The following is a 13773-nucleotide window of genomic DNA, read 5'->3' as shown; positions in this document are numbered from 1 at the left end:
ACGTTTCCCTGCACAAGGAACCCGCGCTTGAGCCCCACGCCCTCTCCGATCACGCAACAGGCTGTGCCCCAGCCCCGGACCATCAGCCTGCGCGAAGCCTTCCTGTTCTGGCTCAAGCTTGGTTTCATCAGTTTCGGCGGACCGGCCGGGCAGATCTCGATCATGCATCAGGAACTGGTCGAACGCCGGCGCTGGATCTCCGAGCGACGCTTTCTGCACGCCCTCAACTACTGCATGTTGCTGCCCGGCCCCGAGGCTCAGCAGTTGGCGACCTACATCGGCTGGCTGATGCACCGGACCTGGGGTGGCGTGATCGCCGGCGTGCTGTTTGTGCTGCCGTCGTTGTTCGTCCTGATTGCCCTGTCCTGGGTGTACATCGCCTTTGGCGAGGTGCCCGTGGTCGCCGGACTGTTTTACGGGATCAAGCCGGCGGTCACGGCCATCGTGGTGCAGGCGGCTCACCGGATCGGCTCGCGGGCGCTGAAGAACGGCTGGTTATGGGGCATCGCCGCCGCATCCTTCGTGGCCATCTTCGTGATCAACTTGCCGTTTCCGTTGATCGTGCTCGGGGCGGCGATCATCGGTTACTTCGGCGGACGACTGGCACCGGAAAAATTCAGGACCGGTGGCCATAGCGCAGCGAAACAATCCTACGGCCCGGCGGTGATCGACGACGACACCCCGTCCCCTGAACACGCCCGCTTCAGTGGTTTGAAGTTGGCGTACCTGGCGGTTATCGGTGCGATTTTGTGGACGCTGCCCATGGCCACGCTCACCGCCCTGTTCGGCTGGGAAGGCACGCTGACCCAGATGGCCTGGTTCTTCACCAAGGCGGCGCTGCTGACCTTTGGCGGTGCCTACGCGGTGCTGCCGTATGTGTACCAGGGCGCGGTCGGTCACTACGGATGGCTGACGCCGACGCAGATGATCGACGGCCTGGCGCTCGGTGAAACCACCCCGGGTCCGTTGATCATGGTCGTCGCCTTCGTCGGCTTCATCGGCGCCTATGTGCAGCAGATCTTCGGCCCGGATCAAGCCTTTGTCGCCGGTGCCGTGGCCGCCACGCTGGTGACCTGGTTCACCTTCCTGCCTTCGTTCCTGTTCATCCTCGCTGGCGGGCCGTTGGTGGAATCGACGCACAACGAACTCACCTTCACCGCGCCACTGACGGCCATTACGGCCGCCGTGGTGGGCGTGATTCTCAATCTGGCGTGCTTCTTTGCCTATCACGTGCTGTGGCCCAAAGGCTTCGAAGGAACACTGGACTGGCCTTCGCTGCTGATCGCCATCGTGGCGGGCATTGCCTTGCTGCGGTTCAAGCGCGGGGTGATCGAGGTGTTGATCGGCTGCGGGCTGATCGGGCTGGTGGTGCACCTGATGTTCTGAATCAAACATTTACACGCGCGCCAATCCTCCCTAGTATCCAGCCATCCCCGGATGGCTTGTGCTACTCGCCACCGACGATTTCCGCCGCCGGAAACCTGCGCCATGCGTACTTTGCCGTCACTGCTGAACATTTCGATCCAGGCCACCTCGCTGCTGGCCACGGACGGCATTGCATGAAGCGCATCGTCAACCTGCCCATGGCCCTGCGCCGCTCCAAGTTGCGTCACTCCGCACGTCCGCCGGATAGCGCCCTGCTCGCCTGATCGGCGAGCCCTTTCCTTTCGCTATCCCTGCTCAGCGCTTGCAATCCCTGTGGGAGCGAGCCTGCTCGCGAACGCGGAGTGTCATTCGACATCAATGGTGAATGGCACACCGCATTCGCGAGCAGGCTCGCTCCCACAGGTTGCGCACTTTGACTGACTGGCATTGAGTTTCTTTCAATTTCGCGTGGACACCGACATGACTCAACGTTGCAATTCCTACTACACCGCCACCCTCAACCAGGACACCGATTACCCGACGCTGCAAGGCCGGCACAAGGTTGACGTGGTGATCATCGGCGGCGGATTCACCGGCGTGGCCACCGCCGTCGAGCTGGCGGAAAAAGGCCTGAAGGTCGCCATCGTCGAAAGCCACAAGATCGGCTGGGGCGCCACCGGGCGCAATGGCGGCCAGGTCACCGGCAGCCTGTCGGGCGACGAGGCCATGCGCAAACAGATGCGCCGCACCATTGGCGATGAAGTCGATGACTTCATCTGGAACCTGCGCTGGCGCGGGCACCAGATCATCCGGCAGCGCGTGGAAAAATACGGCATCGCCTGCGACCTCAAGCACGGCCACCTGCACGCCGCGTACAAACCCGCGCACATGGACGGCTTGCGCAAGGATTATGACGAGGCGGTGCGCCGTGGCATGGGTGATGAAGTCAGCCTGCTCGACCGCAGCCAGGTGCGCGACCTGCTGCAAAGCGACCTCTACCACGGCGCGATCAAGAACACCCGCAACATGCACCTGCACCCGCTCAACCTGTGCATTGGCGAGGCCCGCGCAGCCGAAAGCCTGGGCGCGCTGATCTTCGAAAACAGCGAAGTGCTGGAGATCATCCATGGCGATGGCCTTCACAAGAGCCCTGGCGTACGCACCGCCCACGGGCACATCGACGCCAATCAGGTGCTGCTGGCCGGCGACGTCTACCACAAGCTGGAACCGGGCAAGCTCAAGGGCAAGATTTTCCCGGCCATGGGCGGCATCGTCACCACCGCGCCGCTGGGCGATCTGGCCAGGCAGATCAACCCCGAAGACCTGGCGGTCTACGACTGCCGCTTCGTGCTCGATTACTACCGCCTCACCGCTGACGGTCGCCTGTTGTTCGGTGGTGGCGCCAACTACAGCGGCAAGGATTCACGCGACATCGCCGCCGAGCTGCGTCCGTGCATCGAGCAGACCTTCCCGGCGCTCAAAGGCGTGGCCATCGATTACCAGTGGAGCTGCGCGATGGGCATCGTGATCAACCGCATCCCGCAACTGGGCAAGCTGTCGGACAACGTCTGGTATTGCCAGGGCTACTCCGGCCACGGCATCGCCACCACCCACATCATGGGTGAAATCATGAGCCGCGCGATCACAGGCCAAATGGAGCAGTTCGACACCTTTGCCGCCTGCCAACACATCCGCGTGCCCATGGGCGACCTGCTGGGCAACCCGATGCTGGCCGCCGGGATGTGGTACTACCAGATGCTTGAGCGATTGCGCTGAGCCCCCTGCATTGATGTTGTTTGTGTTGGCCCCTTCGCGAGCAGGCTCGCTCCCACAAGGATTTGCACAACCCTTGTGGGAGCGAGCCTGCTCGCGAAGGGGCCGGCACATTCAACACACCTGCCAGCAAAAAAAGCTCAAGCCTGCACCACCTCAACCCCCAACACCCGATAGTCCTCGACATTGCCAGACGCCACATGCCGTTCGGTGATCAGCGTGTGCACACGGTTGCAAGGCGCGACGACAAAGGGCTCCACCGCGCCCAGCTTATCGGCGGTGGTGACGGCAATCACATGGGACGCACAATCGAGCATCGCCTGCTTCACCGGCACTTCATCAAAGTGCAGTGAGCTCAAGCCCACCTGCGGGTGAATCGCGCAGACCCCGGTAAACAGCAGATCGGCCTTGATGCCCGCCAGCAGCCGCAGGGTTTCGTGGCCGCTGGCCGACATCGTCGCCGGGTTCAGCTGGCCGCCGGCCAGGATCACCTTGATGCCTTTGTATTCGGACAGGGTAATGGCCGTCATCGGCGACGCGGTGATCGCGGTGATGGCGATGTCCGCCGGCAGCGAACGCGCGATCTGCAAGGTGGTGGTACCGGAATCGAACACCACGATCTGACCGTCCTGCACCCGTCGCGCAGCCAGTTGCGCCAGATGGGTTTTCACCTCATCGGTTTCGCTGATCCGGGTGAAATAGTCCTTGCCCGTGTCTTTGGGCCGCGGCAACGCCCCGCCGTGCACCCGCTGCACCAGGCCGGCACTGGCCAGTTCCGCCAGATCGCGGCGGATGGTGTCTTCAGACACCGCGAAATGCTGGCTCAACTCCGAGGCCATGACCTTGCCGTCACGCTCGAGGATCAACAGGATTTTTTGCCGGCGCACTGACGGCATTTCGGCAGCCGAATGGTTGTCTTGCATGTTTTTGCCCGTTTATGCGTGTAACTGCGTGTTGCATGAGAGTATCCGCAACCCCCGGCAAAAACAACGAACCGGCCCGGTATCATTTTTTTCGATCTTTCAAATCATTACAGCGAATTTTTTATTTTCCCGAGAGCTGTTCAAGATGGCGCCGTCGCTCATGTCCTGGATGGAAACCTCATGAATATCAATTTTGCCTTTGCCTGCATGATCGTGGTCTCGTTCACCATTGCGCTGGTACACGCCTGACCAAAAGGTCGTGAGGCGTCAAGATGTGCAAGGTCGCGGTAAAAGGCTGACAGATCAGGAAAATGCTCTATAACCAGTGGTGACACGATTTCCGATGCTGGGGAACTGGAAGGCTCCCTCGGAAGTTGATCTCTTAAAAAGTTGCGGACAATTGAGTGCCCGCCTGGAGACGCCACGATGAAACCCCTGAAAATAGCCGCCAGCGATGGCGCCGCCGCAAGCTTCAAGAACGCTCGGGAAGTGGTAGCGCTCAGCCAGACCGATTTCACCAACGTCGCCGTGGCGGTGGTGTCTGTGAATGACGTCATGGCCGGCGCCCTGGGTGCCATTCAGCGCACCGGTTTCGACATTCCGATATTCCTGGTGGCCTCGCCGGATTCAGCCAACCGTCCCCGGGAAGTCTATAAGCACCTGACGGACGTTCTGCTGCAGGTGAACGGCATTTTCGATCTCACCCGCGCCAACGCCGAGTACCATGGCAACCAACTGGAAACAGCGGCCCGAGCCTATGAAGACAGTCTGCTGCCGCCCTTCTTCGACGCCCTCAAGCACTACACCGAAGCCGCCAACGCGACCTTTGCCTGCCCCGGTCACCAGGGCGGCCAGTTCTTTCGCAAGCACCCGGCCGGCCGACAGTTTTTCGACTTCTTCGGCGAGACGCTGTTTCGCGCCGACATGTGCAACGCCGACGTCAAGCTCGGCGACCTGCTGATCCACGAAGGCCCGGCGCTGCTGGCGCAGAAACATGCCGCGCAAGTGTTCAACGCCGACAAGACCTACTTCGTGCTCAACGGCACCTCGGCCTCGAACAAGGTGGTGACCAACGCCCTGCTGACCCCGGGCGACCTGGTGCTGTTCGACCGCAACAACCACAAGTCCAACCACCAGGGCGCGCTGCTGCAGGCCGGGGCTACGCCGGTGTATCTGGAAACCGCGCGCAACCCCTACGGCTTCATCGGCGGCATCGACGCCCACTGTTTCGAAGAAGACTACCTGCGCGAACTGATTGCCGAAGTCGCCCCGGACAAGGCCCAACTGCCACGGCCATTCCGCCTGGCGATCATTCAGTTGGGCACCTATGACGGCACCGTGTACAACGCCCGGCAAGTGGTCGACCGCATCGGCAAGCTGTGTGACTACATCCTGTTCGACTCGGCGTGGGTCGGCTACGAGCAGTTCATCCCGATGATGAAAGACTGCTCGCCGCTGTTGCTCGACCTTGACGAAAACGACCCGGGCATCTTCGTCACCCAATCGGTGCACAAACAGCAGGCCGGTTTTTCCCAGGCCTCCCAGGTGCACAAGAAAGACCGGCACATCAAGGGCCAGGCCCGCTATTGCAACCACCACCGGCTCAACAACGCCTTCATGGCCCAGGCCTCCACCAGCCCCTTCTACCCGCTGTTCGCCTCGCTGGATGTGAATGCCCGCATCCACTCCGGCCGCAGCGGCCTGCGCCTGTGGGAAGACTGCGTGAAGTTCGGCATCGAAGCGCGCAAGCTGATTCTCGAAGCCTGCACCATGGTCCGCCCGTTCGTGCCGGACACCATCGAAGGGCGCGCCTGGGAAGACTACCCAACCGAAGACATCGCCAACGACATCCGCTTCTTCGAGTTCCATCCCAAGGACCGCTGGCACGCCTTCGGTGGCTACGCCGAGAAGCAGTACTTCATCGACCCGTGCAAGTTGCTGTTCACCACGCCGGGCATCGACCCGGTGGACGGCAGCTATACCGACTTCGGCATTCACGCGGGCATCCTCGCCAACTTCCTGCGCGAGAACGGCATCGTCCCGGAAAAATGCGACCTCAACTCGATCCTGTTCCTGCTCACCCCGGCCGAAGACTGGGCAAAGATGACCCACCTGGCCGCCCAGATCGCCCGCTTCGAACGCTTCATCAGCGACGACGCGCCGATGAGCCGGGTGCTGCCGGCGATCTACAGCCAGCACGAGGAGCGCTACCGCAACTACACCATTCGCCAGCTCTGCCAGGAAATGCACGACCTGTATCGCCACCACAACGTGCAGCAACTGCAGAAAGACATGTTCCGCAAGGAACACTTCCCGAAAAAGGCCATGAACCCGCAGCAAGCGCAAATCGAGTACATCCGCGGCAACGTCGAACTGGTGGCGCTGGCTGATGCCGACGGGCGTATCGCCGCTGAAGGTGCGTTGCCCTATCCACCGGGGGTGCTCTGCGTGGTGCCCGGTGAAATCTGGGGGGGCGCGGTGCTGAAATACTTCCTGGCGCTGGAGGAAGGCATCAACCGCTTGCCCGGCTTCACGCCGGAATTGCAAGGGGTGTACCTGAAGCAGGAAGGCGGTCGTACCCGGGCGTATGGGTATGTGATCAAGGCTTGATGGCATGCGGCAGGAGCTGGTGTGGGCCGGCTCCTGCTCAATGCATCGTTCTAGAATTTTTCCGCGATGTACTTGAACGGATAGTTCGGATCCCGATAGTTGCCGGGACTTTGGCGCTTGGGCAGTTTCACTTTCGCCCGCGGTACTTCCTCATAAGGAATGCTGCTGAGCACATCACTGATGATGTTCAGTCGCGCCCGCCGCTTGTCATTCGAGTTGGCGACCCGCCACGGGGCGAACTCGGTGTCGGTCGCCTCGAACATGTCGTCCCGGGCACGGGAGTAGTCGTACCAGCGGTTATAGGACTTGAGGTCCATCGGTGACAGCTTCCAGATCTTGCGCCCGTCGGTGATGCGCGCCTTGAGGCGTCGGGTCTGCTCCTCCGGGCTCACTTCAAGCCAGTACTTGATCAGGATGATGCCCGACTCGACCAGCGCATACTCGACGCGCGGCGCTACGGCGAGAAAGGTGCGCACCTGTTCGTCGGTGCAAAACCCCATGACCCGCTCGACACCGGCGCGGTTGTACCAACTGCGATCGAAGATCACCACTTCACCGGCCGCCGGCATGTGCGGCAGATAGCGCTGCACGTACATCTGGCTTTTTTCCCGATCGGTCGGTGCCGGCAACGCGATCACCCGGAACACCCGCGGGCTGACCCGTTCGGTCAGTGCCTTGATGGTCCCGCCCTTGCCGGCGCCATCACGGCCCTCGAAGACGATGCAGACCTTGGCGCCCGAGTGCTGTACCCACTCTTGCAGCTTGACCATCTCGACATGCAGCCGCGCCAGCTCCTCGAGATACACCTTGTTCTTGAGCTTGCCGCTTTCAACCGGCTTGCTCTTCGTTGCCGTCTTCTTCTTTGCCATGCCCGTTATCTCCTTCAATGCGTCACACAGCGTCCGGCATGCACCCGGCCGCATTCATTCAGCGCCGACTGCGCTGGTAATGTTCAACCGCCAGTTCCAGGTTCAGGAACATGCGTGCCTCACCCAACGTATGGCCCAAGGGAGCCTTGATGACCATGTCCCATACGCTGGGGCTCATACCCACCAGCCACAGTGAAATGCCTTTCTCACTCATGCGCTGCTCGGCGCTGGTGAGCATTTTCAGGGCCGTGTATTCCAGATCGAACACGCTGCGCAGGTCCAGGACCACGACCCTGGGTGTCGCCGCATCGATCAGCGGCCGGATTTTCTCGGCGATGCGCTCGGCATTGGCGAAGAACACCCGCCCCTCGGGCCTGAGCAACAGCAGCCCGTCAAAGTGTTCGTCGTCGGCGTGTTCGGCAGACGGCGGCCGGTACACATTGGTGCCGGGCTTGCGCCCGAGGACATGCACCGGTGGGTCCGAGACCTGATAGGCCAGGGCCAGCAACGAGACGATGATCGCCACGACGATCCCTTGCAGCGTGCCCAGCAGCATCACGCCGATCATCGCGACCACGGCCCAGGCGAACTCGGTACGGCGAACCGACAGGATCTCGCGAAACTCCGCCGGCTCGATCAAGCCCACCGAATACACGATCACCACGGCGGCGAGCGTGGCATTGGGCATCAGGCCAATGAGCGGTGCCAGCAGCAGACAAGTGCCCAATGCCAGTGCAGCGGTAATCAGTGCGGACAGTTGCGAGCGGGCGCCGGCCAGGCGGTTGACCGCCGTTTGCGTGGTCCCGCCACCCGCGACCATGGCCCCGAGAAACGCACCGCCTATGTTGGCAACGCCAGTGGCCAGCAGCTCCCGATTCGGTTGTGGCGCAGGCTCGTCACTGCGGGCGAACGCGCGTCCCGCGGCGATGGTTTCGGTGAAACTCATCAGCGCGATGCCCATCGCCGAAGGCCACAGGGTTTCGGCCAGCGACCATAGCGGCAGGGTCGGCGCGGGTAATCCGATCGGCACCACGCCGACGGCGGACACACCAAGACTCTCAAGGCCAAGCAGGCGCATGCCGAGGATGCCCAGTGCCACCGCAATCAAGGGTGCGGGCAGGCGCGGTGTAAAGCGTTTCATGCCGACCAGCAGCAGGACCATGAATACCCCGACCGCCACGGTCGGCAGCGAGGCATGCGGGATGCTCTGAACCGTGGCCACCAGGTTGTGCAGGAAGCCGCCTTTGTCGATGTGGGTGCCCAGCAGCTTGGGTAACTGGTCGAGCACGATGACGACGCCTATGCCGGCCTTGAACCCCACCAGCACCGGTTCGGAAATGAAATTGGCGACGAAACCCAGGCGCAGCAACCCCGCGACGATCAGGATCGCACCCACCATCAAGGCCAGCGTGGCGGAGCCGGCGAGCAGGGTCGCCGCATCGCCATCGGGGCTGATCTGGCCCAGTGCGGAGCCGGCGAGAATGGCCAGGGTGGTCGTGGTGCTGACACTGAGCGGACGCGACGTGCCGAGCACGGCATAGATCACCATCGGCACCAGCACCGTGTACAGCCCGACCTGCACCGGCAGGCCGGCAATCGTGGCGTACGCCAGCGCCTTGGGAATGACCACCGCCGCTGCCGTCAGCCCGGCGACCACATCGCCCCGCAGCCAGTCCGGGCGATAGCTGTCGAGCCACTCCGGGATCAACAGGCTGCGCAAGGTACCCCGTTGTGGAGTGCCAGGGTTCCGCACTTGCGGATCGCTGCCTAGTTGATTCATCAGTCACTCCAGTCGCAAATCGTCCGTGCGGATGATGAGTGGGCTCAACTGACCGCACAATCCGTTAACTGCACGCGTAACCACTGCAAACCTTCATCGGCATCGAAGTGCGCGTGCCCGCCGCCAATCCACGCGGGCTCGACTACAAATGTAGCCGGTTTGCACCGCCACGCCGCCACTTGGTTGAAGAAGGAGTAAGACGCCCCAGCATCTGCGCGCAAAAATGGAAAGCCTTATATGGACGACGTCATGAGGGCGATAAATGAGCTATACCCGCTAATTCCCCCCATTGCAGTTCTTCAACTCAGGAGTTTGGCAATGAAGCTCAAGACCTCTCTGGCAGCACTCATGGTCGCGGCCAGCCTTTTCGGCTGCGCCACTTCCTCGCACCACGGCGTGAACGTCAACCTGGTCGCCACCCGGCAAAACGCCGGTCAGATCGGCACCGTCACCTTGACCGACTGGGACAAGAAAACCGGGCTCAGTTTCTTCATCAGCGGTGTTCCAACCGGGGGTACCCTGCCCCTGCGCCTTTACTCGTTCATCAATAACGGCACCTGCGAGCAACCCGGATCAGTCGCCTACGCGATGAACGACACCGTCAACACCGAACGCCAACCCATACGCGGCTGGTCCTTTACCCGAACCGCACCCGTGCCGTTGCAAACCCTGGTTGACGGCAAATATTCGGTGGTCGTGCGAACGGCTCCGACCGATGGCAACGTCGATATCTTTTGCGGGGACATCAAGGCGACAGAGCCGGTGAAATAGCCCCGGCCAGTGCAGGCCAGCCCACGCCCCGGTACCGCTCGTGCCACCGGTTGTCCGGTGCGAGCGGTGGCGTCGGGTGAACGGAACCGGGGGCCGACGACAACAGCAGCAACCGGTCACAAACCTGTCATTACTCACTGATAACGTCCTGACGCTTTCCCGAACCGTATCCGCTCGATCTCCGATCGCCAGCTCCCTGTACCAGGGCTTTGCCCATCCGCTCAAGGTGACACTTCAGGTGTACGCAAGCACGACGCGCAAGCAAATCATCATCAGGTCCAACGACATGAGCTGCGACGACTTCGGCGCGTTGTTCTCGAACCTGTTCGGCAACCTGTATGCCGACTCCCCGCCACCGCCGAAAAACATCATCATCGGCGGGGTCTACGGCCGATACGAAGGTGTCAGTTTTCGGCGCATGCACTATCGCGGCGACTTCACCGTGGATTTTCCCGCGCCCCTGGATGAAATCACTTTCGTCATTCCTACCGCCGGCAGGATCATCTTCAACCATGTCACCCAGTCGGTAGGGTTCTCGCAGATAGGCCTGGCGATCGACAAGGCCGAGGTCCGCTCGGCGCGCTTTGTCGATAACCACGCACAGCACGGGATTTCGATCAGCCGTCGGCTGATCACCGAGCGCCTGTCGACACTGCTGGGCAAACCCATTCTGCAAAAGGTGCAGTTCGAACCGGTGGTGGATCTGCAGGCATCGGCCTTGCAGGGCATCCGGGCATTGATCGACCTGGCCACGGGCAGCGAGTTCGACCTGCTGATCAACAGCGGTTCGCTGATGCCTTCGCGCCTTCGCGAAATGCTGGTCGATGCGGTGCTGGAAACCTGGCCGCACAACTTCACCGAAGCCCTCCGGCGCCCCTCCCCACTGATAGCGCCACGGCATGTGAAGCTGGCGGTCGAGTACATCCAGGCGCACCCCGACCACCTGGCCAGCGGCACGGAGCTGGCGCAACTGACCCATGTCAGCCTGCGCGCCTTGCAGGAAGGTTTTCAGCGTTTCATGGGCACTTCGATCGTTGCCTATCAGCGCCAGGTACGCCTGGAGCGCGCCTTTGCCGCGCTGTCCCAAGGGGCGGCGCCGTCAGTGACAGACGTGGCCTTGCAATACGGCTTCAGCAATGTCGGGCGGTTTTGCCAGTATTTCCAGAGTGCCTACGGTATCAGTCCTGCAGACGTGAGAAAGGGTGTGCGAACTCGGCCGATGGATTCAGCAATGCTCTGAACCCTCGGGGATTCAGGTATGGCAATGATCCCATGTGGGAGCGAGCCTGCTCGCGATGGCGGTGCGTCAGTCACCCTGATGTTGAATGTGACGACGTATTCGCGAGCAGGCTCGCTCCCACAAGGATCTTCAGTGAATGGCTGCCCGTCAGAACAGATAGCTGGCCTTCAGCCCGCCATTGAAGCCATGGCTGTCGCCGCCACCGCTGGCGCCGATTTCTGCCCCCACGCTCCATGGCCCAAGGTTGGCCATGACGTTGACGCCACCGGTGAACTGGTCACGGTTGTCGAAGGCGGCCTGTTGCTCGATGTCCAGGCCCAGCAGGTGCCCTTCGCTGTCGACTTCAGGGTCGCCCAGCACATGCTCGTAGCCCACTTGCACCCCCGGCACCAGTTGCCAGGCGCCCAGGCTGACCGGTGCAAAGGACGCGTTGAGGTTGGCCACCGCGCTCTTGCGGGTCTCGTGGATGCCATCGACGTCCAGCGCCAGCTCACTGCCTTTTTCCTGGAAGCCCGACAGATTGACGTGGCTGATCCGCACACCGAGGCTTGGCTCGAGGGTCACGCCGCTCACCGGAACCCGGTAGCCCACGGCCAGGGTTGCGCCGGTGAGGTTGCCATGGCTGTCGCCCTTGGCCGTGCCCAGGCCGCCACCGAGTTCACGCTTGCTCTCGTAATCGAGATAACCGGCGCTGGCATCGGCATCCACAAACAGGCCGCGCTCCAGCCCGTTCGGTGCAAAGCGGGCACCGACGCTGAAGAAGGTCAGGTCGGTATCGGCCTCGCCACCGGCGCCACCGACATTGCCGCGGCTGTAGCCGAAGCCGGCATGGGCGCTGAGCTGTTCGGAAAAGCGCTGGGTCAGGCCAATCATCATGCCCTGGCTATGCTCGTTGCTGCTGGAGGCCTGCGAGGAGCCGTCGGTGCCCAGATACCCCGCCAGGGCGGTACTCCACAGGCGATATTGCCCGATCTTGAGGTCGGTGCCGCGGGTGAAGGGCGCAGCGGCCTGATCGATCATCGCGCCCTGGCGCAGCAGGTAGCTGGCAGCGTCGGCATGCACCTGGCCGCCAACGGTGGACTCGACGCCGCCGAGGCTGCGCGCATCGATGGCCGATTGCAGGTAGTAGTTGTAGGCGCTGTAGGTGCCCGACAGGTTGCTGTTCTGCAGTTGCTGCAACAATTGCGCGCCGGCCGCGGCGTTGCCCGCCAGGTCCGCCGCGCCCGGCAGGCTGTTGTAGAACACCATCTTGCCGCGCAGCACGTAGATGGTTTCCTGGGACAGACCCAGGCCTTGCTTGAGGTAGTTGTCCATGGTGCCGTACTGCGCGGTCACCTGGTCCAGCCCGGCTTGCAGGTAACTGGCCTCCACACCGATCAGCGGCCCATAGATTGTCGCCATGCCTGGTGGCATCGCTGCCAGGGTCGCCTTGATACGCGCGGCGGTGTAGTCGTTGGTGGCCAGGTAGTTGCTCATGATGGTGGCATCGTCGACTCCGGCGATGCTTTGCAGCACAGCGGCGGTCCAGCCCGTGCGGTCCTTGCCGGCGGTGCAATGGAACAGCGCGGCACCGTCGACCGCGGCCAGTTCATTGAACAGCTGGTTGAACTCGCTGCGCATCCCCGCGTTCCTGACGAAATCACGGTTGGTGTCCTGCATCATTGCGGTGGCTTCGGCGGCGCTGTGGAACGCGATGTTGGTGACGTTGGCGCCAGACGTTGAACCGCCGATGATGTCGATGTTGCTGTAGGTCGCGCCTGTGAGCATCGTGTCGGGCGTGGCGGCGATCTCGGTGGGCGTGCGCAGGTCGTAGACCGCCTTGATGCCCAGGCCGTTGAGGGTCGCCAGGTCCGCCGCCGATGGCGTCAGCGCATTGGAGCGGTAAAACACCCCGCCACGCATCGTGCCGTCATTGGCTGTGGTGTATGCCGTGGTGAGACCGGCGACATCGCGGAAATTGTCGATGCTCTTCAGGCGTGGGGTGTTGAGGGGAACAGTCTCGGCCGCCTGGGCGGCAGCGATGGACAGGCTCAAAATAGACAGCGAACACACAAGTCGTTGGAACACAATGCAGCCTCATTGGAATCACGTTGGGCTGACCAATATCTACATTGCATTGACGCTGAACATGACAAATCGCCTGCAAACGCAAATCACTGCGCGATGTGTCCGGGTGGCTCGTTTTCTGTCCGTGCATGGCCCGGTGTGCGGCCAGCTTCAGTGCCGAAAACCCATGACAGGCCGGGTGGGAAACGTGCTGCGCAATGTCCGGCGATCAAATGCCGGACGCAAAAAACCCGCCTTTCAGCGTAATGCTGCGCACTTAAGAGATAGAGCGAACAATAAGCAACCTGTGGCGAGGGAGCTTGCTCCCGCTGGACTGCGCAGCAGTCCCATTTTCAGGGCCGCTTCGCGCCCCGACGGGACGGTGCGGCGATCCGA

The 13773-nt window shown here is 62.1% G+C and carries 9 protein-coding genes; 5 read left to right on the top strand and 4 right to left on the bottom strand.

All coding sequences use genetic code 11. The annotated features are described in order from the left end of the window. Positions 1–27 precede the first annotated feature (27 nt). On the top strand, positions 28–1386 hold the full coding sequence (gene chrA / locus PMI26_RS10825; RefSeq protein ID WP_007976024.1) for a chromate efflux transporter: 1359 nt from the start codon (positions 28–30) through the stop codon (positions 1384–1386). A gap of 459 nt (positions 1387–1845) precedes the next feature. Beyond that, positions 1846–3141: an NAD(P)/FAD-dependent oxidoreductase gene (locus tag PMI26_RS10830; RefSeq protein ID WP_007976018.1), complete on the top strand. Its 1296-nt coding sequence runs from the start codon at positions 1846–1848 to the stop codon at positions 3139–3141. A 137-nt stretch (positions 3142–3278) separates the two neighbouring features. On the opposite strand, the gene PMI26_RS10835 is transcribed toward PMI26_RS10830, so the two are convergent. After that, positions 3279–4061 (bottom strand): DeoR/GlpR family DNA-binding transcription regulator, encoded by a 783-nt coding sequence (locus tag PMI26_RS10835; RefSeq protein WP_007976014.1) that lies wholly within the window; start codon positions 4059–4061, stop codon positions 3279–3281. 426 nt (positions 4062–4487) lie between these two features. Here PMI26_RS10835 and speF point away from each other — a divergent pair, with 426 nt between their 5' ends. After that, complete coding sequence (gene speF, locus PMI26_RS10840; protein ID WP_007976012.1) at positions 4488–6671, top strand: ornithine decarboxylase SpeF; 2184 nt, start codon at positions 4488–4490, stop codon at positions 6669–6671. Between the two features lie 50 nt (positions 6672–6721). Here speF and ppk2 read toward each other — a convergent pair whose 3' ends face one another. Both ppk2 and PMI26_RS10850 read right to left on the bottom strand, forming a co-directional pair. Further along, the gene (gene ppk2, locus PMI26_RS10845; protein ID WP_007976010.1) at positions 6722–7540 is read right to left on the bottom strand and encodes a polyphosphate kinase 2; all 819 of its coding nucleotides are present in this window, start codon (positions 7538–7540) and stop codon (positions 6722–6724) included. Between the two features lie 58 nt (positions 7541–7598). Next, entirely contained in the window at positions 7599–9320 is a 1722-nt protein-coding gene (locus tag PMI26_RS10850; RefSeq protein ID WP_007976008.1) for a SulP family inorganic anion transporter, read from the bottom strand. Positions 9321–9638: 318 nt separating this feature from the next. Here PMI26_RS10850 and PMI26_RS10855 point away from each other — a divergent pair, with 318 nt between their 5' ends. Together PMI26_RS10855 and PMI26_RS10860 are read left to right on the top strand one after the other, a co-directional pair. After that, on the top strand, positions 9639–10091 hold the full coding sequence (locus PMI26_RS10855; protein ID WP_007976006.1) for a hypothetical protein: 453 nt from the start codon (positions 9639–9641) through the stop codon (positions 10089–10091). Between the two features lie 286 nt (positions 10092–10377). Then, positions 10378–11331, top strand: a complete 954-nt coding sequence (locus PMI26_RS10860) for an AraC family transcriptional regulator (protein WP_007976004.1) — start codon at positions 10378–10380, stop codon at positions 11329–11331. A 147-nt stretch (positions 11332–11478) separates the two neighbouring features. On the opposite strand, the gene PMI26_RS10865 is transcribed toward PMI26_RS10860, so the two are convergent. Continuing rightward, positions 11479–13398, bottom strand: coding sequence for a tyrosine-protein phosphatase (locus PMI26_RS10865; RefSeq protein WP_007976001.1), 1920 nt, complete (start codon positions 13396–13398; stop codon positions 11479–11481). Between the last annotated feature and the right edge of the window lie 375 nt (positions 13399–13773).

Source organism: Pseudomonas sp. GM33, assembly GCF_000282295.1.
GTDB classification, from domain to species: domain Bacteria; phylum Pseudomonadota; class Gammaproteobacteria; order Pseudomonadales; family Pseudomonadaceae; genus Aquipseudomonas; species Aquipseudomonas laurylsulfatiphila.
This window is presented reverse-complemented; position numbering and strand designations above follow the sequence as displayed.